Origin of the sequence: Glycocaulis sp. (genome assembly GCF_050485565.1) — a bacterium.
GTDB lineage: Bacteria > Pseudomonadota > Alphaproteobacteria > Caulobacterales > Maricaulaceae > Glycocaulis.
Genome location: NZ_JBJHBQ010000005.1, coordinates 43,192 through 66,051, shown reverse-complemented (window position 1 = coordinate 66,051; position 22,860 = coordinate 43,192). Strand labels below are relative to the sequence as shown.

Below are 22,860 nucleotides of genomic sequence, written 5' to 3'. Positions count from 1 at the left end.
TGAGGCTCATAGCATCCCCGCGCTTCCCTCAGAAGCGCCAAGGCGCTATTTCGTCTGGGAAGGCGTGGTGCATCTGCACATCGCTCATGCAGCAACAAAACCAATCCAACGGGGAGAGAGTTCATGCAGTTCAAGGGCGCAAGCGCGGTTATCACGGGCGGAGCATCGGGTCTGGGCGAGGGTACGGCCCGGCGTCTGGCCGCCGAAGGGTGCAAGGTCGCGATCTTCGATCTCAATGCCGAGCGCGGCGAAGCACTGGCCAAAGAGCTGGGCGGCGTGTTCGCGCAAGTCAATGTCGCCGATGTGGACAGCGTGAAGGCCGGCTTTGAAAAGGCGCGCGCGGCCAATGGCCAGGAGCGCATCCTTGTGAACTGCGCCGGTATTGGCTGGGCTGAGAAGACCGCCCGCCGTTCTTCCTCCGGCGATATTGTCGGCCACCAGCTCGACAAGTTCGCGCTCGTCATCAACATCAACCTCATCGGCTCGTTCAATTGCGCCGTGCTGGCCGCTGAAGGCATGCTCACCCTTGATCCTGATGCGTCGGGTCGCGGCGTGATCGTCAATACGGCCTCGGTGGCTGCGCAGGACGGCCAGATCGGCCAGGTGGCCTATTCCGCCTCCAAGGGCGGCATTTACGGCATGACGCTGCCCATGGCGCGTGACCTGGCCCGCGAAGGCATCCGGGTGAACACCATCCTGCCCGGCTTCTTCGAAACGCCGATCTACCAGCAGATGCCGCCTGAGGTGAAAGTGAACCTCGCGAGCCACCTTCAATTCCCGCAGCGCTTTGGCACACCGGCTGAGTACGCCGATCTCGTCGCCTTTATGGTCGGCAATGACTATATCAACGCCGAATGCGTGCGCCTTGATGCCGGTGCGCGCATGCCCCCGAAATAGGGCGCTTTCTGAACACCGGGGTCCCCGCCCCCGAGCGGGGACCCATTTTAGTTTCCGCAACGCATCCGCGTTGCGATGTTCCGCGAACCCCCGCCTGCGCGGGGGCAGGCAGTCGCGGGCGCGCAGTCGCGCTTGCGGCCCCTGACGGGGCCGTCCTGGCTCCCCGGCGCGTAGCGCCGCGCAGATTTGCAGAGCACGAAAAGAAAGAACTGGGTTCCGGCTTTCGCCGGAATGACGAGGGTGAAGCGCGGGCATATGGGCGCGGCGCACCCCTAACTGCAATTCATTCTCAAAAGCTATTGGCAGCGCCCCGCGCGTCCTGTAGGTGAGACTTATTCTCAGTTACATTCTCGTCAGGGACGACGCCACAACCATGCGCACGCTTCTTCTCGCCAGCACAGCCGTGCTGGCTCTTGCCGCCAATGCCGCTGCTGAAAATTCCAGCGAGGCCGACCTCAATGTCGAGACCATCACGATTATCGGCCTGAAGGGCGATGCGCGCGATGTCGCCGGTTCGGCCACCTTGCTGCCCAGCGAAGTGCTGCAGGTGCAGGATTATACCGATATCAGCCGCGTGCTGCGCCAGGTGTCGGGCGTAAATATCCAGGAAGAAGACGGTTATGGCCTGCGCCCCAATATCGGCCTGCGCGGCACTGGCCTCGACCGTTCGGCGAATATCGTGCTGATGGAAGATGGCATTCTGGCTGCGCCTGCGCCCTATTCGGCTGCAGCGGCGTATTATTCTCCCTATGTCGGCCGCATGGCGGGTGTGGAGATCGTCAAGGGCGCGGCCGGGGTGCGCTATGGCCCCCGCACGCAAGGCGGTTCGGTCAATTTCCTCTCCACGCCGGTGCCGGAAAGCTGGTCGGGGCGTCTCGCCATCACGGCCGGTGAAGAAGAGGCGCGCCGCATCCATGCCTATGCCGGTGGCATGACCGAAGTCGCTCAAGGCGTGCGCCTGGGCGGCCTTGTTGAGGCCTATACCGACAGCGCGGATGGCTTCAAGACCATCGATTTCAATGAAGACCGCTCCACGGGCTTCGATCTGACAGACTTTGGCGCCCGCCTGCGCGCCGAATTTGATGGCGTGGGCGTCACCCATGCTGTGGAGCTGCGCTACCAGACCTCGGACGAGACATCCGACGAGACCTATATGGGCCTCACGGATGCCGATTTCGCGGCCAACCCCTATCGCCGCTATGCCGCCAGCGCCAATGACCAGATCAATGTCGACCAGTCGCGCTGGGTGCTGCGCTATGACGCGGCCTTTGATAATGGCCTTGCCTTCACGGCGCTGGGCTATCGCAACGAGGTGGCGCGCAACTGGTTCAAGGTGGAAGGCGTCAATGCCGGTGCGGGCCGCCGCTCGCTTGGCGCAGTGCTCTCCGATCCGGTCACCTATTCGGCGGAATACGCCATCCTGACCGGTCAGCCGGGCCTGGTCTCCATCGATGGCGCGGTCATCAGCCGCAATAATAACCGCTCCTACGTGGCCGAAGGCGTGCAGGCCGAGCTGGCGGGCGATGCTGCCCTGCTGGGTGCGAACCATCGCTGGCGGGTAGGCGTGCGTGCGCACCGCGATAGCGAAGACCGGTTCCAGAACGAAGTCTTCTACCGCATGGACAATTCGCAGCTGGTGCAAACCGGCGCGCAAGCGCCCGGCCAGCATGATAACCGTGTCAGTGAAGCCGAAGCGCTGGCGATCTTCGTACAGGACGAGATCAGCTTTGGCGCGTTCACCCTGGTGCCGGGCGTGCGTTATGAGCGCATTGAAGGCACGCAGACGCGATGGGCAGCGACTGACCAGACCCGCACCGGCGCGACAACGGTTACCGGCAGCACGACAGACGTGTTCATTCCGGGGCTGGGCGTGCGTTATCAGCTCAATGACGCGGTGACGCTTTTTGGCGGCGTGCATCGCGGCTTCTCGCCATCCTCACCGTCCTCCAACAGTGATCCGGAGGACGCTGTGAACTGGGAGGCGGGCGTGCGCTGGACGGGTGGATCTGCCTTTGTGGAGGCGATTGGCTTCTTCAACGACTATTCCAACCTGATCGGCACCTGCACGGCCTCCACCGGCGGCGGCTGCACGATCGGCGCGCAGTTTGACGGCGGTGACGTGGATGTCATGGGGCTTGAGCTGTCTGGCGGGTTCGATCTCGCGGCACTTGCCGGATGGAGCGGCGTGTCGGTGCCGGTACGTGGTGCCTACACCTGGACGGATGCCGAATTCCAGACCGCATTCGCGTCCGGCTATAGCCCATGGGGCAATGTGCAGGCAGGCGACAAGCTGCCCTATCTGCCCGAGCATCAATGGTTCGCTTCAATCGGGCTGGAGCAGGGCCGGTTCGGCAGCCAGCTGGCTGTGACGTGGAATGGCGAGCGGCGCACGGTGGCCGGGCAGGGCAGTATTCCTGCGGCCGCGTTCCTCGACTCCTATGCGGTGGCTGATCTGGCCGTCTGGTATGATCTGAGCGATGCGCTGCGCGCGCGCGTGCAGGTCAGAAACCTCACCGACGAGGTCTATGCAGCCTCGCGCAGCCCGGCGGGTCTTCGCCCCGGTGCGCCGCGTGCGGTGCTGTTCGGCCTGTCGGCGAATTTCTAGGCTCCACAGGTCAAGCTGACAAAAGAAAAGCCCCGGACGTTGCCGTCCGGGGTTTTTTGCTTTGCAGATCAGTTATTGCTGCGCGGGCGGGCGTACCAGCGGACCGAGATTACGGATCACGTCGGCGGCGTCAAAGGCGTCGGGGCTGTCGGGCGTTGTACCCCGGCCCAGTTGGATTTCCGCCATCGCCTCATAGCGGGTGACCTCACGCAGATTGATGTCGTCCCAGAACGGATCGCGCCAGCCATACCAGCCATGACGCGGGTGGTAATAGCGGTAGAACACGTCAAACCGGCTGCGATAGGCCGGGCCGGTTGTACCGGTTATGCGGCGCTCTGCTTCCGTGTCGCGCCGGATCAGGCGGAAATAGTCATAGCCCTGCTCGCGGGTCAGTTCAGCGGCCCGGTAGAGCAGGAAGGTTTCCACCGATTGCCGGTCGGTCAGCGAGTTGCCGGAAAACCCGACCATGAACCGGTTCTGCTCGATCTGCTGCTCAGAATAGCCAAACCCGCCTTGTGTCGCGGCGCGCTGGTAGGGGGTGGATTCAGCGCAAGCGGCCAGTATGGCGGCGCTGGCAACAAATCCGGCGATGAGGCGCTTCATGGCACTATCTCCCAATAGGATTTCGTCCCTGCCTGATAACCTAGTATGGGGCGCAATCGTTCCGCGGCAAATCAAATCTGCATGACACGGTGTGTGGTTAGCCGGCCAGCGGCAACAGGCCCAGCCGGTCCAGCTCTACCCGGAGGGCGGGGGCACCGGTGAAATGGTGGACAGCAAAGCCGGCTTTCGCACCGGCCTCGATATTGTCCAGCCGGTCATCAATGAAGAGTGTTTCGTGCGGCGGTGTGCCTATGCGCGATATGGCAAGGGCGTAGATCGCCGGATCGGGCTTTACCAGCCCCTCCTGACCGGAGATCAGGGCGGTCTCGAACAGGGTGAAGGCCGGGTAGAGCGCCAGCACGTCGGGCCATTTTTCCGCTGGCATGTTGGAGAGCGCATATTGCGGCACGCCGCGCGCATGGAGCGCCTCGATGAGCCCCTCCATACCTTCCACATAACCGTTGAACATGGCGTTCCAGCCCGTGTCCCAGGCTTCGATGAGCGTGGCCTTGTCCGGGTGCCGGGCAATCAGCGCTTCACGGTTCCCCGCCATGGAGACACCGCGATCGTGCGCCTCATGCCAGTCCATGGTGCATATGCGCGAAAGAAAATCCCGGCGCGCATCAGCGTCCGGGATCAATCGGCGATAGAGATAATCTGGATCCCAGTCGGCCAGTGTACGCCCCAGATCCCACAGGATGGCGCGCACAGCCATGAGCCGACGCGGCCCGTGCTAGCCGGCGCGGGCCTTGAAGCGCGGGTCGGTCTTGTTGATCACGTAGACGCGGCCACGGCGGCGCACCACCTGGCAATCGCGGTGCCGGGCTTTCAGGGAGCGGATGGAGCTGCGCACTTTCATGGTCTTGTCTCGTACCTGGAGCGGGGTCTGAGCGCCCGCATATTCAAGGGAGCGCAGGTGTTACAGTCCGCCCCGGCTCAAGTCAACCGGGGCGTCGCGCCACTTGCACAGAAACGCTTGAGTCTACTCGATCAGCCGCACATAGCGTTCGCGGGTGGTGTCCAGTTGCGGACACTCCATGATGATGCGGATATCGTCATAATCGCGGTCGGTCCAGCCCATCTGGGTCCAGTTGGCCGTGCCACCGGGCAGGCCGGGCGGACGGTCTTCCCAGCCGTAATACATGTAGCGGCCGGGGCTGCAGCCCTGCTCGGCGCGCTGCGGCGTGCGGTTGGTGCCTGTCGGGATGACACCGCCCTCGCTGACCGGCTTGCACTCATCCAGGCTGTCGCACAGCACGGTTTCCAGAATGTCGTATTGCAGCCCGTTATGGATTTCCTGCCCGTTCACATGCGCCGTGTCGGTGAAATAGCGGTGGCGGCACGGATTGGGAAAGTCGGCCGTCGGCGTGTGCTGGCACCAGTGGTGGTCGTTACTCGGATTATGATCGATGCGTTCCGGATTGGTGCGCGAGAAGCGCAGATTATAGAGCTCAAAGCTGATCGTCTCGCCTTCCTCGCAACGCGGCCACTGATACTGGTTGGGCCAGCGGGTGAGAAAGTTGATCCCGTTATTGTCCTGCACAGGCGTGCGCTGCGTGCGCCGTTGCGCGGGCGTCTTGTTGGCATTGGGATCGGGGTCATAGCAATAGACATAGATGCGGTTGTAGTCGCCCGCGTCCGGGTCGAGCCAGCTCAGTTCCGGCGGCTCATACTGCAGCATGGGCTGGTGGAGGCGCGCGGTGGAATGGACCGAAACGCGCACGCTGTCGCCGATGCCGGGCAGGGCGTGGATCAGGACGGTGGATACGCGCGCACTGGCGTCGACGCGGAAATCCAGCCCGTTCCACACGCCATCGACCTGCAGGGCCGTCATGCCCGATCCGCCAAAGCTTGCCATCAGGCGGTCGTTCATGCCGCTGATCTGGGCTGCGAAATTCTGCTCGGGTCCGCCGACGGCGGCATTGAGCGCGGTCGCGTCGGCCTCGGCCTGCAGCGAGGTGCGCACATTGATGAGGCGCGCGGTGTCGACCGACACCCCGGCCACCCCCATGACGGGAACCAGTGACAGTGCAAAGATCATCGCGATATTGCCGGCGCGGTCCTTGAAGAAGCCTGACAGCTGTTTCATGTCCAATTGCCCTTGCCCGAACCGGCACACTTGCCGGTTCACCCCGATCTGACATGCAGATTTCATGCCTGAATCTGGCGCGGAATTTAGCAGGCAAGGCTTAATGAGGCGTAAGAAAAGATAATTAATTTAGTGTGTTAGCGTAAATCTCCTGCTAACCATATCCGCCAGCGCGTTCATCGCGCATTGATCTTCTGCGTGTTAACAGGAAGACTTGCCATCTCGCGGAAATGGCCAGCTACGCGGTGAGGACCCTTACATGCTGACTAACCATCGTTATTTCCGCCGCGCAGCCGCCATTGGCGGCGTGTGGCTGGCGGGGCTTGTACTTGTGGCCAGCCCTGCAGGCGCGGCGCTGGCGCAGGATATTCCCTTTACGGCGTGGCGCGACGGGTTTGCGTCCGATTTGCGCAGCGAAGGTGTCCGCCCTGACATCGTGTCCTCGATGCTGGACGGACTGGAGCCTGATCCGACCGTGATCGATCGCGACCAGTCCCAACCCGAATTTGTCCGCCCGATCTGGCAGTATCTCGATGGCGCGGTGTCTGAAACGCGCGTGGCCAACGGACGCCGGGCGTCGGCGCGTATCGCCGAGACGCTGCAGGCGGTGGAAGAACGTTTCGAGGTCGATCAGCATATTCTCACCGGCATCTGGGGTCTGGAGAGCGCCTATGGCGAGATCCAGGGCAATTTTGATATTGTCCGCTCGCTGGCTACGCTCGCCTGGGAGGGCCGCAGGCGCGGGTTTGCCGAGGCCCAGCTGCGCGCCATCGCCCAGATGATCGAGCGCGGCTATGCGACCCGCGCCGAGCTTGTCGGCTCGTGGGCGGGCGGCATGGGCCAGACCCAGTTCATCCCGGCGACCTATATGGAGCGCGCGGTCGACTTCAATGGCGACGGGCGGCGCGATATCTGGCGCAATGAAGGCGATGCGCTGGGCAGCGCAGCCAATCTGCTGGCGCGCGCGGGCTGGGAATACCGCCAGCCGGTGTTTACCGAGGTGCGCCTGCCGGAGGGCTTCAGTTTTGCGGACTGGAATGAGCGCCAGCGCCGTCAGGTTTCCCAATGGGCCGGGCTGGGCATTGCGCCGGCATCGGGCGACTGGTCGGCCGATGATCTCAACCGGTCGGCGCGGCTGGTGATCCCTGCCGGGGCCAATGCGCCTGCCTTCCTCGTCTACCGCAATTTCGAGGCGCTGCTGCGCTATAACAACTCGACTGCCTACGCTCTGGGTGTGGCCTATCTAGCACGCGCGTTCGAGCATGGCGATGCGGGCATGGCGACGGGCTGGCCGGTGGACAATCCGCCGATTAACCGCACCCAGTCACGCGAGCTGCAGGAAGCGCTCGCCCGGCTGGGTCATGATCCGGGCGGGCTGGACGGGGTGGTCGGCCCCAATACGCGCCGCGCCATCCGCGCCTTCCAGAGCGCCAACGGATTTGAACCGGACGGCTATGCGGGGCTGGCGCTCTATAATGCGGTGATGGCGGCGGACAGGGCGCGTTAGACGCTCCCTCGTGCTTCGAGACGCTTCGCTTCGCTCGCCCTCAGCATGAGGGAGCGCTGGTCCTTTCCCCTCATCCTGAGGAGGCCGCAAGGCCGTCTCGAAGGAGAGGGGAAACCTGCCTCACACCACCCCGCCTTCATCCCCGTCTTGCTCGACAGGCTGGATGGCCACGCGTACGCGCGGGTGGAAGAAGGCGACGCCCAGCGCCACGACAGACAGCAGGACATTGAGCATGAAGGGCGCGGTCGGGCCGACGGCCTGATAGAGCCAGAGACCGGACAAAGGCGCGATCAGGAAGCCGAGGCCGGCGGTCGCCGCCGTTACGCCTGCCGCGCGGCCCTGTTCTTCAGGGCTGACGGCAAGGCTGGCTCCGCCGGTGAAGCCGGAGCGGGCAAAGCCAAAGCCCAGCGAGTTGAGCAAAAAGCCGAGCACGATAGAGGCATAGCCGCCGGAAAAGATCAGCTCGATCTGGCCTGCCAGCGTCAGCCCCGCCCCGATCAGCATGAGCATGCGCGGGGACACTTTCAGCGCCGGGATGGCCACCAGCTGGGCAAAGATCAGAGCTGCTGCGCCCGCGGTCAGGGCAACGCCGGCGAGTTGCAAGCCGGCGGTCGTGTCCAGCTCCAGCCGGTCGATGATGAAAAAGCCGATGGCCTGCAGGCTGGCGGCCTGCACCAGCCAGCTGGCGCAGCCGTAGAGCACGAAGGCCCGTACCCGCCCGTCGGCGGCAAACGCAAACTGGGCAAGCGGGTTGAGCGGGCGGTGGCCACGTTCCCTTGGCGGTGTGTTCTCCGGCAGGGTCAGGCGGACAATCACCGCGCACGCGCCGACCAGCAGCGCGATCAGCACCATGAAGGGCACCATGCCGATGCGTTCTGAGAAGGCGGCCGCCAGAGCCGGGCCGATCATCCCGCCGAGCGCAAAGGCGGCCGTCATGCTGGCCAGCGCCTGTGTGCGTTCGGCAGGCGCTGTGCGGTCTGCGACATAGGCTTGCGCCGCCGGGCCGGTAGCCGAGCCGAACGCGCCAAAGAGCGCGCGCGCCAGCGCCATGGCCAGTACGGCGATCAGAGGCGGCAGAAAACCGCTCTGGCCCGCCCAGGCGCCAGCAGCAAGGATCAGTGTGGAGGCGGCGTAGGTGGCCAGCCCGAAAATGACCAGCGGGCGGCGGCCATACTGGTCTGACAATCCGCCCCAGACCGGGCTCATGGTCAGATACATCAGGGCGGAGAGGGTGTAGATCGCGCCGACATAAATCTCGGCAATGCCGATATCGCGCGCCAGAGGCGGCAGGATGGCAAACAGCATGGAATTGCCGACACCCACCATCATCAGGCAGACAAAGAGCAGGCCGAAAGCGGCCCGCCTGTCTTTTCGCGTGCTGGTTTGCGGTTCATCGCGCATGGCGCGAGGTATGAACCGGCTAGTCAGCCTCGTCCATTGGTGCACTGCTCACAGCGCAGGGCAGATAGCCCTCAATCTCCCCGTTACGGACCGATAGCGCCCAGCTACGGCCGATGACGACAAGTTGGTTGTCATCGCGCAGGACTGTCCCCATTGGCATTGACGGGAAGGTGATCCAGCGTTCGAGCCGGTAGAGGTGATGGTCATACGGCTCTCCGCCGGCGACGATCCGGTCGATGGTGCCGTCGCCGAGCATGAACAAGCCATCATAGCCTGAGGCGACCATGATGTTATCGGCATGGTCGAGGAATATGTCAGCCACGTGCATGCGGTTCGTCAGTCTATGACTGCCGACCGAGAGGGAACCGCCCCACTCGCCGAAATTGGTCCCGTGAACGTGAACCCAGTTATGAACAAGGCCATGTTGCCAGTTTTGCCCGGTATACTCGAACTCCAGATATTCGCTGTCGTCTCCGGTCAGCCAGCGCCAGTCAGTGCACAAGGTGTTCTCGCCAAATATGCGCTCTGCCGGAACGCTAAACGGAGGCCAGCCAGCCATGATCTGAAGCGCGACCGGGGGATCGAGCGGGGCGTCAAGGTGAGGCCGGGTCGCCAGCAGATTAGCGGCGATGGAGCTGATTTCCGGATCGGCGCTCCTCTCAAGACTGCCTTCACGGTGAAAGTGACGCAGCAATCTTGCCCGCCAGCGCATGAGCGGAAGCCAGTGACTTGTCTCAATGGCGTCCAGAGCGGCGGCAATATCATCGCTGACAAGCGACACGTCGCCCGCGATTGCTTGTGTCGCGTAATATCCGAGGAGCCAGTTTTGATGCCAGTATTCGGGTGAGAGCGCGTCTGTCAGCAGCGGAACAAGGCGGGTGTCCGGCGTTTCCAACGCGATCTGCAGGATCAACTGCCTGCCTATGATGTCGGCGCGGTCATAGCTTTCTATGAGGGCGGGTACGATGTCATAGCCCAGCTCCTGCGACCGTTCTCCCAGATACCGCCACTGCACGAGCTGTTCGCTGCAAAACCTCGAACCACGATGGCGTGCGAGTGTGTGTGTGACGGGGGCGGTGCAGAGGGTGACCAGTTCCGGCAACGCGCCGGCGTCGCCGCGCACTGTAAGGGCCAGCAAGGCAGGGTAGTGCAGCTCGACTTCGCCACTGCGCACGAGTTCCCACAGAGCTGGCATGACACTGTGGTCGATCTCCTCGGTGATCCGTATGAACGACTGCACCGCATAAAACCGCTCATCGACAGGATTGGCGCGGTCCAGCGCGAAAGCCAGCCGCTCGGATTCAGGAGCCTCATGGTTGAAGGGGGTAAGGCCAAGCGCGGCGGCAATCAGGAACGTCAGCATGGCCTTTCCCCCGGTTTATTGTGAGCTTGCGGGACAAGGTCCCCGCCATCAAGCATTTCCGCCCCGCGCGCGTCGTAAACGCTCCGCTAACAGCGTGAAAACCGGGTTTTAAGCATCTTCGCGTAGAAACGTCCCGAAACCGGACATGGGCCGGGGGGAAGAGAAGCGGAAAAATCCGCCCTTTCACCCGGTCCGGCCAGAACGGCTCCGGAAGACTGCGGGATGGTGGGTATATGTTTCAGATAATCGGCATTGTCTGCGTGTTCGCGATGGTGTTTGGCGGCTTCGTGCTCGCTGGTGGCCATTTCGATGTTATTCTCAAGGCGCTCCCCTTCGAGATGATGATGATCATGGGCGCGGCCATGGGCGCGTTCTTCATCGGCAATTCGGGCAAGACGGTCAGCAAGACCGCAGGCGACATGTCCAAGCTCTTTTCGGGGCCGAAGTGGAAGCCGCAAGATTATCGCGATCTGCTGGCTCTGTTGTTTGCGCTGACCAAGACGATGAAGACCAAGGGTGTCATCGCGCTGGAGGCCCATATCGAGAAACCGCATGAAAGCGCGCTTTTTTCCAAGTACCCGCGCATCCTGAAGGACCATTTCGCGGTCGATTTCATCTGCGACACGCTGCGCATGATGACGATGAATCTGGAAGACCCCCACCAGGTCGAGGATGCGATGGAAAAGCAGCTGGAAAAGCACCATCACGAGGCGTCTGGCCCGGCCCACGCCCTGCAGAACATGGCTGATGCCCTGCCTGCGCTGGGGATTGTTGCGGCCGTGCTGGGCATTATCAAGACGATGAGCGCCATCACCCAGCCGCCTGAATATCTGGGCGCGATGATCGGTTCGGCGCTGGTCGGCACCTTCCTTGGCGTGTTCCTGTCTTACGGCTTTGTCGGCCCGTTCGCGGTGCGCATGAAGAATGTCTATGACGAGGAAGCGATTTTCTACAAAATCATCCAGAGCGTGCTGGTGGCGCACCTTCACGGCAATGCGGCCCAGATCTCGGTGGAGATTGGCCGGGGCAATGTGCCCTCCAAGATGCAGCCGAGCTTTCTGGAGCTGGAAGACGCGCTGTCCAACATTGGCGCTGAATAGACCCATAAAAAGAATAATCGGGGGAAGCACCTTGAACGGGCCGGGGCATGATGCTCTGGCCCTTTTTGCGTGTGCGGGCCCCGGCCATTGCCCGCCCGCTTCATCGCGTGTAGCGAAAAGCCATGAGCGACAGCCTTGTCAGACCCTTTGCCAGCCTTGACTGGAGCGATCCCGGCACGCCGCGCGCGGCTGGTGGTGATGTCTATTTTTCTGCCCAAGACGGGCTGGCCGAGACGCGGGCCGTGTTCCTGGGCGGCTGCCGGCTTGAGACGCGTTTTGCTGCCGGTGGCACCATCATTATCGGTGAGCTCGGCTTTGGCACGGGGCTGAATTTTCTCGCCGCGTGGCAGCTTTTCGATGAGGTAGCGCCCGCCAGTGCCCGCCTGCATTTCGTCTCGCTGGAAGGCTTTCCCTTAAGTGCTGCCGATGCCCGCCGGGCGCTGTCAGCTTTTGGTGAGCTGCCGGACAAGGCACGCCTTCTGGCAGACCAGTGGCCCTCACCCTTGAAAGGTCCGCACAGGCGGGTGTTTGCAGGCGGGCGGGTGGTGTTGAGTGTGTTTCACGACACGGTCGAGGCGGCGCTGGCGCAAATGGATTTTGCCGCCGATGCCTGGTTTCTTGACGGATTTGCGCCGTCCCTGAATGGCGAGATGTGGTCATCGGAGGTGTTTGCCCACATTGCCCGCCTGTCAAAGCCGGGTACGCGTCTTGGCACGTTTACAGTGGCCGGTGCGGTCCGGCGCGGGCTCGCCGAGGCTGGCTTCCAGATAGAAAAAGTGCCGGGCTTTGGCCGCAAGCGCGAACGGCTGGAGGGCGTGTTTGACGGCGAAGCCCATGCCTCCCCGCCGGCATTGCCGGGCAGCGTGGCCATCATTGGCGGCGGCATAGCGGCGGCGAGCCTTGCACGCGCCCTGACGGCTCGCGGCGTCACGCCTGTCGTTATTGCGCGAGGCGGCTGGGGCGCGGGCGCATCGGGCGGCCCGGCGGCCCTGTTCACGCCGCGCCTTGAGGCTGCAGACCGGCCCCATGTCCGCGCGACCTTAAGCGCTTTCGATTATGCCCGCGCGCTCTATGACGGATTGGACGGGTTTCACGCATCCGGTGTCCTGCGTGCGCCGTCGGGAAATGACAACGCGGGGCGGCTGGCGCGCATCGCGGCCATGATGGAAGGCGCAGGCATCGCCGTTCAGGGCGATGGGCTGGTGCTGGCGCGGGCTGGCTGGGTAGAGCCGTTGCGGCTTTTGACCGCGCTCGCTGGTAATGTGCCGGTCGTGGACGCGTATGCAGCGCAGGCCGTGCCGCTGCCGGGCGGTGGCTGGCAGGTGCTGGACGCACAGGGGCGCGTGCTGGCCGAGGCAGAAACGCTTATCCTCGCACCCGGCGCAGACACCCTGCCTGACGGGCTGGATGTCTGCCTGCCGATGGAGGCCCTGCCCGGCCAGATCGCGCGCTTTGCCTATGATGGCCCGCCAATCCCTCAGCCCATGGCGTGGGGGCATTATCTGGCATCGCTGCCCGACGGGTCCGTGCTGGCGGGCGCGACCCATGAGCGTGGCCAGAGCCTCCCACCAGAGCAGGCGGCTGAGGACATACGCGCAGCGGTGAGCGCGTTTGATCCGGGTGTTGGGGCAGGGCTGGGAGAGGTTCTGGAACACTGGGGCGCGGTACGCTGTGTCCTGCCGGACCGGCTGCCTGCGGCAGGGCAGGCGGTGCGCGCCGATGCCAGCGCAGTGGACGGGCTTTACGTGCTCACAGGATTTGGCGCGCGCGGCTTTGCCCATGCGCCGCTGCTGGCCGAGTATGTGGCGAGCCTGATTTGCGGTGAACCCTCCCCGCTGGAGCGCTCCGGCGCGGCCAGTCTCGATCCGGCCCGTTTCGCGCGAAGAGCGTTGCGCAGACAGGGAAAATCACCGCTCTAGCGAAGCCTGATCCGGTCTGAAGCTTGCACATCACGTCCCTGAGGCCAGGCAGTCTGGCCCGTAACGGGACGTTTCATGACACTGCCGCTGGACACATCAACGCTTCCGGCCCGCCCCGCAAGGGCTGCGGACCGGCGCGTGCGTGCGCGGCATATATGGTTTTTGAACTCAGCCTTTGACCGGATCGGGTTTGACACCGCGCTGGAGCGCATTGTCCGGCGCGACCCGACACGGCCCTTCGCTTTTGTGGTCACGCCCAATGTCGACCACCTTGTGCGCCTGTCGCGCGGGGGCGAGCTTGCTCCGCTTTATGCGCAGGCCTGGCTGACCGTGTGCGATAGCCGCGTGTTGGAGCTGATCGCGGCTTTTTCAGGCGAAGAGGTGGAGGTGACGCCCGGCTCTGACCTGACGGCGGCCCTGTTTGAACACGCCATTGATCCGGCCGAGCCGGTGGTGGTGATTGGCGGGGACGGGGATGTCATTGAGGGCGTTACCGCCCGCTTCGGCCTCAAAGATGTACGCTGGCACCAGCCGCCCATGGGGCTTCGCACCAACCCTGAGGCCGTTGCCGAGTGCGCGGCCTTTGTGGCGGCCAATCCGGCGCGTTTCGTCTTCCTGTGTGTCGGGTCGCCCCAGCAGGAGATGATCGCCGCCGCCTGCATAGAGCGCGGTGACTGCACAGGCGTTGGCCTGTGCGTGGGCGCATCGCTCGACTTTCTCTCCGGCAAGACGCAGCGTGCGCCGCAATGGATGCAGAATGCCCGGCTGGAATGGCTGCACCGCCTGATGGAAGAGCCAAAGCGCATGTGGCGGCGCTATCTGGTCGATGGTCCGCAAGTGCTGCTGATCTGGTGGGAATGGCGCCGGGCGCGAGCCAAGCTGCGCGCGTTTGAAAAATCCTTCTCTGCCCGGCTGGGTGCCTGACCGGCGCACTTGATCCCTGGCGCGATAGCCGCTTGTCTTGTGAAACCCGCTATGCGGGAGGGCAGCAGCAGGCGGGGGTATTTCTCATGTCGACCAAACCGGAGCGGCCATCGCGCCGTGATTTTTCATGGTTTCATACCTTGCGCGTGCGCTGGGCCGAGGCTGATCCGCAAGGCATCGTCTTTAACGGCAATTATTTTCTCTATTTCGATGTGGCGCTGACCGAGTTCTGGCGCGCGGCGGGCATCAACCTGCCTGATGATCTGACGGCGGAGGGCAGCGAATCCTTTGCCGTCAGTGCGCATGCGGATTTCTACGCGCCGGCCGTGTTTGACGAGCTGATCGAGATCGGCGTGACGCTGGAGCGCGTGGGTAATAGCTCGGCGACGTTCCGCCTTGGCATATTCCGGGGCGATGAGGCGCTGACCGGCGGGCGGATGATCTATGCCTGGGCAACGACTGCGTTGCCGCGCACGCCCTGCCCGCCACCAGCAGTCCTGATTGAGAAGCTGCGGGCTTTTTAAGTAGTGCAGCTCTTCTTTAGTTCCGCAACGCATCCCCCGATCGTAGCCGGGGGCAGGCCGCGTTGCGATGTTCCGCGAACCCCCGCCTGTGCGGGGGCAGGCAGTCGCGGGCGCGCCTTCGCGCTTGCGGCGCTGCGCGCCAGGGAGACAGTCAGGGGCCGCAAGGCCGACCGGCCGCCTGAGCCTATGCGAGGAGCGAAGCCCGGATGGGCTGAGCATTAGGAAAAGAGGAAGGTGGTGGGCGCGACAAGAGTCGAACTTGTGACCTCTACGATGTCAACGTAGCGCTCTAACCAACTGAGCTACGCGCCCGATCCGCAATAATGCTTGCGAAGCGAGCGGGCGATATAGCCCGCCCCTACGCCTCGCGCAAGCGTTCGTGCTGAAGGTTTACGCCGCTTCCATGGCGCGGGCGACTTCGTCGACCAGATCGCGCAAATGGAAAGGCTTGGAGAGCACCTTTGCCTCGCGCTTGGCCGACAGGCCCGCATTGAGGGCGACGGCTGCAAAGCCGGTAATGAACATGATTTTCAGGCCCGGATCGATCTCGGCGGCACGGCGTGCCAGCTCGATCCCGTCCACGCCGGGCATCACGATATCGGTGAGCAGAAGCTCGAACGCGCCGGCCTCACTGCCCAGCGCATCAAGGCCCTCTTCACCGTCGGCCACGCTTTCCACCTCATGCCCGGCGCGCGTCAGCGCCTTGGCGAGGAAGTCACGCATGGAATCGTCGTCTTCTGCGAGCAGTATCTTGGCCATGGCCATCCCCTCTGGAGTATTTTTATCCACCGCAAAGCCACTCTAGGGCAAGGAGGTAAAATTCCGTTGAACGCCGCGCCCATTACTGCAGTGAATTTTCCGGCTCTGATGACGCTTGGTGATTGACGCTGCACACATGCGCGCGATGATGGACCCATGAACGGTTCTCCATCCCATTTTTCGTCTTCCGCCAAGCCGGAAGCTGTCGAGGTGTTGCGTCCGGCAGAACGCCTGTCGCCTGTCGTGTTTGCCTCGCCCCATTCGGGTGCCTGCTATAGCGAGCGTTTTCTTGAGCAGGCTGCGTTGCCGCTCAAAGTCCTGCGCAGATCGGAAGATGCGCATATCGATGTGCTGTTCGGGTCGGTTACCGGCCTTGGCGCGCCGCTGGTGCGCGCGCTGTTCCCGCGCTCCTATGTCGATCCCAACCGCGCCGAGCATGAGCTGGACCCGGTCCTGTTCGGACCGCAGGCACATGCGCTGTGTGGTCAGACCAGCCAGAGGGCGTCGGCCGGGCTGGGCGTTATTCCCCGCCTCGCCGGGGAGGGGAATGCGATCTATGAGGCGATGCTACCACTGGAAGAGGCGTTTGAGCGCCTGGCATCATGCTACCGCCCTTATCATGCCGCGCTGGCGGGTGAGCTGACTGCGGCCCGCGAGGCGTTTGGACAGTCAATCCTGATCGATTGCCATTCCATGCCGGCAGCAAGCGGACGGGGCGCCGATATCGTTCTGGGGGACAGGTTTGGCTCTTCCTGCGCGCCGGAGCTGACGGGAAATGCCGAGCGGATATTGCGCTCCCTGGGCTTCAAGGTGGTGCGTAACCGGCCCTATGCGGGCGGGTTTGCTGCCGAGCACTATGGCCTGCCTGCTGAAGGCCGCCATGCGCTGCAGATCGAGATCAGCCGTGCGCTCTACATGGACGAGCATTCGCTCGAACCCCATCAGGGCTTTGAACCGCTCAAGGCGCGGCTGGAAGCGTTTGCCGCCGCCCTTGTTGACGCCTGCCGGCCACAATCACTCGCTGCAGAATAAACCACAGGTTGTTATTAACCTCAAAGCACGCTAATGATAAGCGTGCGGCGCGAATCGCGCCTGTCAGGCGGAGGCGATGAGGGAAGATGCAGCCACAATTGAGAGACGATGCAGTCCAGCCTGCCCAGCGTCCGAATATCGACCGCCATGTCGGCGAGCGTCTGCGGCGGCGCAGACGGCTTCTGGGCCTGACCCAGAAAGAGCTGGCCGAGCGCGTTGGCATACGCTTTCAGCAGATCCACAAATACGAGACCGGGATCAACCGGATGTCGGCCAGCCGGTTGTTCGAGATTGCCGAAGCGCTGGGCGCGCCGGTTGAACATTTCTATGATGGCCTGAAGAGCGATGGGGCCAGCCGCGACATGCAGGGCGATCTTCTCTCCCGGCGCGAGACCATGGAGCTGGTCAGGGCCTATTACCGGCTGGGGCGCGCGCCGCGCCAGCGCCTGCTTGAGCTGGCCAAAACGCTCCAGAGCGCGCTTGACCCGTCCGTGCGCAATAGCGATACCGGACGGGCCTGACGCCGCGCCGCCAGCTTTCAGGCAGGAGATACCCGTGCGGCGCATCAGCCTGACGCGGGGGACCAGCCTTGAACCGATATGAGAGCGATGCCGCCCTGCTGGGCGTTCTGGCGGACGCTGCGCGTGCAGCCAGCCTTCCCCATTTCCGCAACGGTGTTGCCGCTGACAACAAGGCGGTGAGCGGTTTTGATCCGGTGACGGCTGCCGACAAGGCCGCTGAGGCGGCCATACGCGCTTTACTGGCTGAACACCGCCCCGAAGACGGTGTTCTCGGCGAGGAGGAAGCGGCCAAACCATCGCGTTCAGGCCGCACATGGATTGTCGATCCCATCGATGGCACGCGGGCGTTTCTCGCCGGTCTGCCAAGCTGGTGCGTACTGATCGCGCTGGTGGAGGAGGATGGCCCGGTCCTGTCGGTCATTGACCAGCCCCATATCGGCGAGCGGTTTTTTGGCTCAACCGGGCGGGCGGGCCGGAACGCCCATGTTGAACGGGGCGGCGAGCGCCTGCCCCTGAAAGTCCGAACGGGGCGCGCTCTTGGTGAAGCGATAGGGGAAACGACCGATCCTTATCTGTTCGAGGGTGATGAGGCGTCAGTGTTCGAGACGGTGCGCAGCCGTGCACGCCTGATGCGCTACGGGCTGGATGCCTATGGCTATGCGATGGTGGCGCAAGGCGGGGTGGATTTCGTCATCGAGTCCGGGCTGATGAGCTGGGACGTGGCTGCTCTGGTGCCGGTGGTGGAGGGCGCGGGCGGTATCCTGACCAACTGGCGCGGGCATCCGGCCCATGAGGGCGGGCAGGTGGTGGCGGCCGCCCATGCGGACCTGCATGGCGAACTGCTGGAGCTGCTGGCCCCGGCGGCGCGCTAGCGCGTTTCCACCACGATACGGTGCGGCGCGCTTTCCAGCACTATTTCGCCGCCTAAGCGGGCAATCCGCCCCGTCATGCGCAGATAAAGCGTATCGTGCAGCGCGCTCAGCTCGCGGCGCTCCCCGCGCTCTGTCACGTGCCAGCCATCGGGCGCCGGGCCGTCAAAGCGGAATACGATCACGTCAAAGCGCGGGGCCATCAGGGCGGCAAATCCCATGCTGGCGCGTTGAAGCTGGTCCAGCTCGCGTACCAGCGCCGCCATTTCCGAAATGGCGTAACGCGTGCCGCTGGCTGGCGCATGAAACTCCAGGCGGATGGCCGGTAGCGGGCTGTCGCCATCGTGCAGCAGGCGCGTGGCGCGGGTGACAGAACCGGCAGTGTGCGCTTCGGGCGGCAGGACCAGATACCCGTCCGCATCGACGCCGACCGCCAGAAGCCGGGCATCGGGCGCTTCCAGCCAGAAACCTGTCATGTCCGCGGCCCCAGCGGGGGGCGGGTCCAGCCGGTAGGCGGGAATGAACGGGGCTTCGCCGTCCTCATAACGCGCCGTGTATTGCCGCCAGAAGGGTAATAGCCGGTCTGCCGGATAGGCGTTGAGGGCAGAGGCGGGCGGCGGCCCGGCCATGGCCGGTGCAGACCAGCCGAGCAGTGCGCTCGCCACTAGCAGGCTAAGCGCAGACCCGATCACTCAGCCCCCGCATTTCCCGGCTTGCGGAACAGCAGTGTCATCCGGTCGGACTCGCCAATGGCCTCATAGGGCGCACTGTCAAACTCAGGGTCGCGATCTTCGCCGCGCGGCGAGGACCGCAAGACCGGCGGCAATGTCCAGACGCCAAACGGGTGGTCGGCCGTGTCAGCCTGATTGGCGTTGATTTCGGAGGAACCCACCAGCTCGAAACCGGCCTCTGTGGCTAGCGCGATGACATAGTCTTCCTGCACATAGCCGGTGGCGGCACGCGGGTCCTGCGGCTGGCTGGCGGGCAGGCGGTGTTCAACCACGCCCAGAATGCCGCCGGGGCGCAGCGCTGCGTAGAAATCGGCAAACGCCTTCTCCTCAAAACCGCGCGCCATCCAGTTGTGCACATTGCGGAAGGTCAGCACCGCGTCGGCGCTTCCCTCAGGCACGATCGGGCCGGTTTCTGGGCCGAAAGCCGCGATCTCTATCTCGCCAAACAGCGGCGCGGAAAAACGCTCGGCATAGCTGTCGATGAAGGCTTGTGTCTGTTCGCTTCCCTCAGGGTCGAAATGCGCCGCCACATAGGTGCCGCCATTGGCAGCAATCCATGGCGCGAGCACTTGCGTGTACCAGCCGCCCGCCGGCCAGATCTCGACGACCGTGCCGGACGGGTCAACGCCAAAGAATTCGAGTGTTTCGAGCGGATTGCGCCAGACATCGCGCGCCACGGCATCAGCCCGCCATTCGCCCGCCACGGCCCAGGCGAGCGAGCCGGTCTCCGGTTCGGTGGACAGGCTTGCGGTGTCGTCTGCTGCGTCACTTGCCGGGATATCGGCTTCAGCCGCGTCCGGTTCGCCGTCTTCGAATTCAGCCTCGTCATCGATATCCGGCGACAGCGATGCATCGACCGCATCATCGGTGTCGATGGCGGCGGGTGCCGGTGCTTCAGTGTCCGAACTGTCCCCGCACGCCATCAGGGGCAGGCACAGGGCAAGAGCAGAAACGGTTACGAGAAGGCGCATGCGGCAAATCCCCTTGGCGTGATGTCGTGTTCTGTTTGCCAGACTAGCGCTGCAATCGCTGACGGCAAAACCTCAAAACACCAAAACGGCCCTCTTGCGCACCCCGAAAGCCGCACCCATGTCAGTATCACCGGGGTGCCTTTCGGGCTCCGGCGAGTAATGGAAACCTAAGATGCCCGCCTTTGGTCCCGTGCGCTCAGTCGAGGCGCGGACATGTCAGCGGAGGGCATCAAACTGATCGCTTCTGAAGGAGGATCTTCATGCGTACCATCGACTACACGCCGCTTTACCGCACGATTGTCGGCTTTGACCGTCTGGCCAATATGATCGACTCGGCGGCCAAGCAGGAAACGGGTAATGGCTACCCGCCCTACAATATCGAGCAGCTGAGCGAGCACGAGTATGTCATCGAACTGGCCGTGGCCGGGTTTGGTGACAATGATCTCGACGTTCAGGTGCAGGAAAACGTGCTGACGGTGTCTGGCAAGCGCGAAAGCGATGACAGCGAACCGCGCCAGTTCATTCATCGCGGCATTGCCGAGCGCTCCTTCGAGCGCCGCTTCCATCTGGCCGACCATATCCAGGTGCGCGATGCGCGCCTTGAAAACGGCCTTCTGGTGCTGCGCCTTGAGCGTGAGATACCCGAAGCGAAGAAACCGCGCCAGATCGCCATTAATGGCAAGTCCGGCGCCAAGCTCATCAGCGGTTCCAAGACCAAGGCCGCTTAAAGCCACGCATACCGCTCCGCAGGAACGGGGCGAAGGCTGGCCAATGATCTCAGGGCGATGCGGTTTTTCCCCTGCCGCAGACCCGCTCTGATCGACCCGCCAGCAGACTGACATGAGAACGCCCGCGTGCTTTTCCCTGGCACGCGGGCGTTTTTTATTGGGTCATCTTCCCTCGTCCTTCGAGACGGCCTTCGGCCTCCTCAGGATGAGGGCCGACAGCAGCCCCTCTATACTCCCAGCTCGTCTTTCAGGCGGCCAATCGCCTCGCGCCAGAGCTTTGCGCTCATGTCGGAGGGCATGCGCCAGTCCCCGCGCGGCGATAGCGCGCCAGCGGAGGTGAGTTTCGGCCCGTTGGGCACGGCAGAGCGCTTGAACTGGCTCTGGCCGAAAAAGCGGGTGTGGAACACGTCCAGCCATTTGAGGATATCGGCCATCGTGTAGTGATGACGGTCGGCCTCTGCCACGTGATCGGGCCAGTCGCTGCGCGAGCTTTCGCCCCAGGCGGTCTCCTGCAGGAAGGCGATCTTCTCCGGCCCGAAGCCATAGCGCACCACATAATGCAGGGTGAAATCCTGCAAGGGGTAGGGGCCGATCACGCTCTGCGTGCTCTGGATTTGCCCGTTCTCTCCGGCTGGCACCAGCTCAGGGGAGATTTCGGTTGCCAGGATGCGCTCCAGTACCGGGCCAGCCGCCTCCCCTGCCCGGCCGGTGCGCGCGGCCCAGGCGATGAGGTGCTGGATCAGCGTCTTGGGCAGGCCGGCATTGACGTTGTAGTGCGACATATGATCGCCGACGCCATAGGTGCACCAGCCCAGCGCCGCCTCGGAAAGATCGCCGGTGCCGATCACCAGCGCACCCTCATGGTTGGCAGCGCGGAAGAGATAATCGGTGCGCAGGCCAGCCTGCACATTCTCGAACGTCACATCGTATTCGGCACGTCCTTGCGCGTAGGGATGACCGAGATCGGCCAGCATGCGCTCAGCTGCCGGGCGGATATCGATCTCGCGATGGGTGACGCCCACGGCCCCGGCCAGAGCAATGGCCTGTTCGCGCGTCGCCTCGCTGGTGGCAAAGCCGGGCAGGGTGTAGGCGAGGATGCTCTCACGCGGCAGGCCCAGCCGGTCGAAGGCGCGTGCGGTGACGATGAGGGCCTGCGTTGAATCCAGCCCGCCCGATATGCCGATAATCGCGCGTTTGATGGTGCTGGAGCGCAGCCGCTGGACCAGCGCCTCAACCTGTATCGACCAGGCTTCAAAACAGTCCTCGTCCAGCCGCTCGCGGTCTGATGGCACGAAGGGGAAGCGCTTGATGCGCCGCTCAAGGGTGAGGGTTTCATCCAGCGGCGGGGCAAGCGTGAAGCTTACTTTCCGCCAGCCGGTCAGGCGCTCGCGCGCATTACGGGCGCCGTCCCGGAAAGTGGAAAAGCGCAGCCGGTCCTGCACGATGCGCTCCACATCGATCTCGGTGACGAGGCCGGTGTTGTCCTCAAAGCGCGGGCCTTGCGCGATGGTTTCGCCCAGCTCGCAGGCAATCGTCTGCCCGTCCCAGGTGAGATCTGTCGTGCTCTCTCCTGAGCCGGAGGCGGCGAAGATATAGGCGCCAAGCGTGCGCTGGGACTGCACGCGCACCAGTGCTTCACGCTCGCGTGCCTTGCCGATCAGGGCGTTGGAGGCGGACAGGTTGACGATGATGTTCGCGCCCGCCAGCGCGCCATCAAGGCTTGGCGGGTGGACGGCCCAGAGATCCTCGCAGATCTCCGCCATGAAGGCGAAGCCGGGCACATCGCTGGCCGCGAAGACGAGTTTGGTGCCAAAGGCAGCGTCCTGCCCCGCATAGCGCACAGTATCTGCCATTGCCGCGCCGCCTTCGGCAAACCAGCGCTTTTCGTGGAACTCACGGTAATTGGGCAGGTAGCTTTTCGGCACCACGCCCAGAAGCCGCCCGCGATGGATGATGAGGGCACAGTTATAAAGCTGGCCATCGACCGTTACCGGCGCACCGGCGACCAGCACCGGCATGAGATCGCGCGAAGCCTCGATGAGGGCCGTAGCTGCTTGTTCTGCGGCCTGCAGCATCAGCGCCTGATGGTGCAGATCATCTAGCGCATAGCCAGTGAGTGAGAGTTCAGGAAACAGGACAAGCGCAGCGCGGCTCTCATCGGCCTTCCTTGCCAGTGCGATCTGGCGGGCCGCATTCTCCATCGGGTCGCCGGGCGCAACATGGGGCGCAAAGGCGGCTACGCGCACAAAGCCGTGGCGATAAAGATTGTGAAAGGCCGGCATGACGCCCCTTTTGCTCATAATGAGTATTTCGTGAG

The 22,860-nt window shown here is 63.6% G+C and carries 21 protein-coding genes and 1 tRNA gene; 11 read left to right on the top strand and 11 right to left on the bottom strand.

Annotation, left to right across the window (positions count from 1 at the left end):
• Positions 1 to 123 precede the first annotated feature (123 nt).
• Positions 124 to 897, top strand: coding sequence for an SDR family NAD(P)-dependent oxidoreductase (locus ACQ5ID_RS07020; RefSeq protein WP_371393275.1), 774 nt, complete (start codon positions 124 to 126; stop codon positions 895 to 897).
• Between the two features lie 373 nt (positions 898 to 1,270).
• Complete coding sequence (locus tag ACQ5ID_RS07015; protein WP_429911742.1) at positions 1,271 to 3,502, top strand: TonB-dependent receptor family protein; 2,232 nt, start codon at positions 1,271 to 1,273, stop codon at positions 3,500 to 3,502.
• Positions 3,503 to 3,574: 72 nt separating this feature from the next.
• Here ACQ5ID_RS07015 and ACQ5ID_RS07010 read toward each other — a convergent pair whose 3' ends face one another.
• The 4 genes from ACQ5ID_RS07010 to ACQ5ID_RS06995 form a co-directional block, all read right to left on the bottom strand.
• Complete coding sequence (locus tag ACQ5ID_RS07010) at positions 3,575 to 4,105, bottom strand: CC0125/CC1285 family lipoprotein (RefSeq protein WP_429911741.1); 531 nt, start codon at positions 4,103 to 4,105, stop codon at positions 3,575 to 3,577.
• Between the two features lie 97 nt (positions 4,106 to 4,202).
• The gene (locus ACQ5ID_RS07005) at positions 4,203 to 4,820 is read right to left on the bottom strand and encodes an HAD family hydrolase (protein WP_429911740.1); all 618 of its coding nucleotides are present in this window, start codon (positions 4,818 to 4,820) and stop codon (positions 4,203 to 4,205) included.
• Between the two features lie 18 nt (positions 4,821 to 4,838).
• The gene (ykgO, locus tag ACQ5ID_RS07000; RefSeq protein ID WP_036511313.1) at positions 4,839 to 4,964 is read right to left on the bottom strand and encodes a type B 50S ribosomal protein L36; all 126 of its coding nucleotides are present in this window, start codon (positions 4,962 to 4,964) and stop codon (positions 4,839 to 4,841) included.
• Between the two features lie 123 nt (positions 4,965 to 5,087).
• Positions 5,088 to 6,194, bottom strand: coding sequence for a TadE/TadG family type IV pilus assembly protein (locus ACQ5ID_RS06995; protein ID WP_429911739.1), 1,107 nt, complete (start codon positions 6,192 to 6,194; stop codon positions 5,088 to 5,090).
• Between the two features lie 259 nt (positions 6,195 to 6,453).
• Between ACQ5ID_RS06995 and ACQ5ID_RS06990 the strand changes: the two genes are divergently transcribed.
• A complete protein-coding gene (locus ACQ5ID_RS06990; RefSeq protein WP_429911738.1) occupies positions 6,454 to 7,701 on the top strand; it encodes a lytic murein transglycosylase in 1,248 nt (415 codons plus the stop codon).
• Positions 7,702 to 7,821: 120 nt separating this feature from the next.
• On the opposite strand, the gene ACQ5ID_RS06985 is transcribed toward ACQ5ID_RS06990, so the two are convergent.
• Together ACQ5ID_RS06985 and ACQ5ID_RS06980 are read right to left on the bottom strand one after the other, a co-directional pair.
• Positions 7,822 to 9,102 (bottom strand): MFS transporter, encoded by a 1,281-nt coding sequence (locus ACQ5ID_RS06985; protein ID WP_429911737.1) that lies wholly within the window; start codon positions 9,100 to 9,102, stop codon positions 7,822 to 7,824.
• A gap of 19 nt (positions 9,103 to 9,121) precedes the next feature.
• Positions 9,122 to 10,465, bottom strand: a complete 1,344-nt coding sequence (locus ACQ5ID_RS06980; protein ID WP_429911736.1) for a hypothetical protein — start codon at positions 10,463 to 10,465, stop codon at positions 9,122 to 9,124.
• 233 nt (positions 10,466 to 10,698) lie between these two features.
• On the opposite strand from ACQ5ID_RS06980, the gene motA reads away from it, so the two are divergent.
• The 4 genes from motA (at position 10,699) to ACQ5ID_RS06960 (ending at position 14,932) form a co-directional block, all read left to right on the top strand.
• Positions 10,699 to 11,565 carry a flagellar motor stator protein MotA gene (gene motA, locus ACQ5ID_RS06975; protein WP_429911735.1) on the top strand — a complete coding sequence of 289 codons (867 nt, stop codon included), beginning with the start codon at positions 10,699 to 10,701 and terminating at the stop codon, positions 11,563 to 11,565.
• Positions 11,566 to 11,687: 122 nt separating this feature from the next.
• Complete coding sequence (mnmD, locus tag ACQ5ID_RS06970) at positions 11,688 to 13,484, top strand: tRNA (5-methylaminomethyl-2-thiouridine)(34)-methyltransferase MnmD (RefSeq protein WP_429911734.1); 1,797 nt, start codon at positions 11,688 to 11,690, stop codon at positions 13,482 to 13,484.
• 75 nt (positions 13,485 to 13,559) lie between these two features.
• Positions 13,560 to 14,408 (top strand): WecB/TagA/CpsF family glycosyltransferase, encoded by an 849-nt coding sequence (locus tag ACQ5ID_RS06965; protein ID WP_429911733.1) that lies wholly within the window; start codon positions 13,560 to 13,562, stop codon positions 14,406 to 14,408.
• A gap of 86 nt (positions 14,409 to 14,494) precedes the next feature.
• Positions 14,495 to 14,932, top strand: a complete 438-nt coding sequence (locus ACQ5ID_RS06960) for an acyl-CoA thioesterase (protein ID WP_429911732.1) — start codon at positions 14,495 to 14,497, stop codon at positions 14,930 to 14,932.
• A 235-nt stretch (positions 14,933 to 15,167) separates the two neighbouring features.
• Here the strand turns inward: ACQ5ID_RS06960 and ACQ5ID_RS06955 are convergent.
• A tRNA-Val gene (locus ACQ5ID_RS06955) sits at positions 15,168 to 15,244 on the bottom strand.
• A gap of 78 nt (positions 15,245 to 15,322) precedes the next feature.
• The gene (gene cpdR, locus ACQ5ID_RS06950; RefSeq protein ID WP_429911731.1) at positions 15,323 to 15,691 is read right to left on the bottom strand and encodes a cell cycle two-component system response regulator CpdR; all 369 of its coding nucleotides are present in this window, start codon (positions 15,689 to 15,691) and stop codon (positions 15,323 to 15,325) included.
• A gap of 156 nt (positions 15,692 to 15,847) precedes the next feature.
• Between cpdR and ACQ5ID_RS06945 the strand changes: the two genes are divergently transcribed.
• The 3 genes from ACQ5ID_RS06945 (at position 15,848) to ACQ5ID_RS06935 (ending at position 18,116) form a co-directional block, all read left to right on the top strand.
• Positions 15,848 to 16,723, top strand: a complete 876-nt coding sequence (locus ACQ5ID_RS06945) for an N-formylglutamate amidohydrolase (RefSeq protein ID WP_429911730.1) — start codon at positions 15,848 to 15,850, stop codon at positions 16,721 to 16,723.
• 98 nt (positions 16,724 to 16,821) lie between these two features.
• Complete coding sequence (locus ACQ5ID_RS06940) at positions 16,822 to 17,244, top strand: helix-turn-helix domain-containing protein (protein ID WP_429911729.1); 423 nt, start codon at positions 16,822 to 16,824, stop codon at positions 17,242 to 17,244.
• A gap of 68 nt (positions 17,245 to 17,312) precedes the next feature.
• Positions 17,313 to 18,116, top strand: coding sequence for an inositol monophosphatase family protein (locus ACQ5ID_RS06935; protein ID WP_429911728.1), 804 nt, complete (start codon positions 17,313 to 17,315; stop codon positions 18,114 to 18,116).
• Here ACQ5ID_RS06935 and ACQ5ID_RS06930 read toward each other — a convergent pair.
• Together ACQ5ID_RS06930 and ACQ5ID_RS06925 are read right to left on the bottom strand one after the other, a co-directional pair.
• Positions 18,113 to 18,805 carry a hypothetical protein gene (locus tag ACQ5ID_RS06930; RefSeq protein ID WP_429911727.1) on the bottom strand — a complete coding sequence of 231 codons (693 nt, stop codon included), beginning with the start codon at positions 18,803 to 18,805 and terminating at the stop codon, positions 18,113 to 18,115. The genes ACQ5ID_RS06935 and ACQ5ID_RS06930 overlap by 4 nt on opposite strands.
• Positions 18,802 to 19,815: a class I SAM-dependent methyltransferase gene (locus ACQ5ID_RS06925; protein ID WP_429911726.1), complete on the bottom strand. Its 1,014-nt coding sequence runs from the start codon at positions 19,813 to 19,815 to the stop codon at positions 18,802 to 18,804. Before ACQ5ID_RS06925 ends, ACQ5ID_RS06930 begins: the two co-directional genes overlap by 4 nt.
• A gap of 260 nt (positions 19,816 to 20,075) precedes the next feature.
• Between ACQ5ID_RS06925 and ACQ5ID_RS06920 the strand changes: the two genes are divergently transcribed.
• A complete protein-coding gene (locus ACQ5ID_RS06920; protein WP_127568786.1) occupies positions 20,076 to 20,543 on the top strand; it encodes an Hsp20 family protein in 468 nt (155 codons plus the stop codon).
• 227 nt (positions 20,544 to 20,770) lie between these two features.
• Here the strand turns inward: ACQ5ID_RS06920 and ACQ5ID_RS06915 are convergent, their stop codons facing one another.
• Entirely contained in the window at positions 20,771 to 22,825 is a 2,055-nt protein-coding gene (locus ACQ5ID_RS06915) for an NAD(+) synthase (protein ID WP_429911725.1), read from the bottom strand.
• Between the last annotated feature and the right edge of the window lie 35 nt (positions 22,826 to 22,860).

Coding starts and splice junctions, on each gene's coding strand:
- ykgO (WP_036511313.1), bottom strand. CDS start 4,964: ATGAAAGTGCGCAGCTCCATCCGCTCCCTGAAAGCCCGGCACCGCGAT.
- ACQ5ID_RS07010 (WP_429911741.1), bottom strand. CDS start 4,105: ATGAAGCGCCTCATCGCCGGATTTGTTGCCAGCGCCGCCATACTGGCC.
- ACQ5ID_RS06945 (WP_429911730.1), top strand. CDS start 15,848: ATGAACGGTTCTCCATCCCATTTTTCGTCTTCCGCCAAGCCGGAAGCT.
- cpdR (WP_429911731.1), bottom strand. CDS start 15,691: ATGGCCAAGATACTGCTCGCAGAAGACGACGATTCCATGCGTGACTTC.
- ACQ5ID_RS06965 (WP_429911733.1), top strand. CDS start 13,560: ATGACACTGCCGCTGGACACATCAACGCTTCCGGCCCGCCCCGCAAGG.
- ACQ5ID_RS06990 (WP_429911738.1), top strand. CDS start 6,454: ATGCTGACTAACCATCGTTATTTCCGCCGCGCAGCCGCCATTGGCGGC.
- ACQ5ID_RS07005 (WP_429911740.1), bottom strand. CDS start 4,820: ATGGCTGTGCGCGCCATCCTGTGGGATCTGGGGCGTACACTGGCCGAC.
- ACQ5ID_RS06960 (WP_429911732.1), top strand. CDS start 14,495: ATGTCGACCAAACCGGAGCGGCCATCGCGCCGTGATTTTTCATGGTTT.
- ACQ5ID_RS06925 (WP_429911726.1), bottom strand. CDS start 19,815: ATGCGCCTTCTCGTAACCGTTTCTGCTCTTGCCCTGTGCCTGCCCCTG.
- ACQ5ID_RS06985 (WP_429911737.1), bottom strand. CDS start 9,102: ATGCGCGATGAACCGCAAACCAGCACGCGAAAAGACAGGCGGGCCGCT.
- ACQ5ID_RS07020 (WP_371393275.1), top strand. CDS start 124: ATGCAGTTCAAGGGCGCAAGCGCGGTTATCACGGGCGGAGCATCGGGT.
- ACQ5ID_RS06995 (WP_429911739.1), bottom strand. CDS start 6,194: ATGAAACAGCTGTCAGGCTTCTTCAAGGACCGCGCCGGCAATATCGCG.
- ACQ5ID_RS07015 (WP_429911742.1), top strand. CDS start 1,271: ATGCGCACGCTTCTTCTCGCCAGCACAGCCGTGCTGGCTCTTGCCGCC.
- ACQ5ID_RS06920 (WP_127568786.1), top strand. CDS start 20,076: ATGCGTACCATCGACTACACGCCGCTTTACCGCACGATTGTCGGCTTT.
- ACQ5ID_RS06915 (WP_429911725.1), bottom strand. CDS start 22,825: ATGCCGGCCTTTCACAATCTTTATCGCCACGGCTTTGTGCGCGTAGCC.
- ACQ5ID_RS06980 (WP_429911736.1), bottom strand. CDS start 10,465: ATGCTGACGTTCCTGATTGCCGCCGCGCTTGGCCTTACCCCCTTCAAC.
- motA (WP_429911735.1), top strand. CDS start 10,699: ATGTTTCAGATAATCGGCATTGTCTGCGTGTTCGCGATGGTGTTTGGC.
- mnmD (WP_429911734.1), top strand. CDS start 11,688: ATGAGCGACAGCCTTGTCAGACCCTTTGCCAGCCTTGACTGGAGCGAT.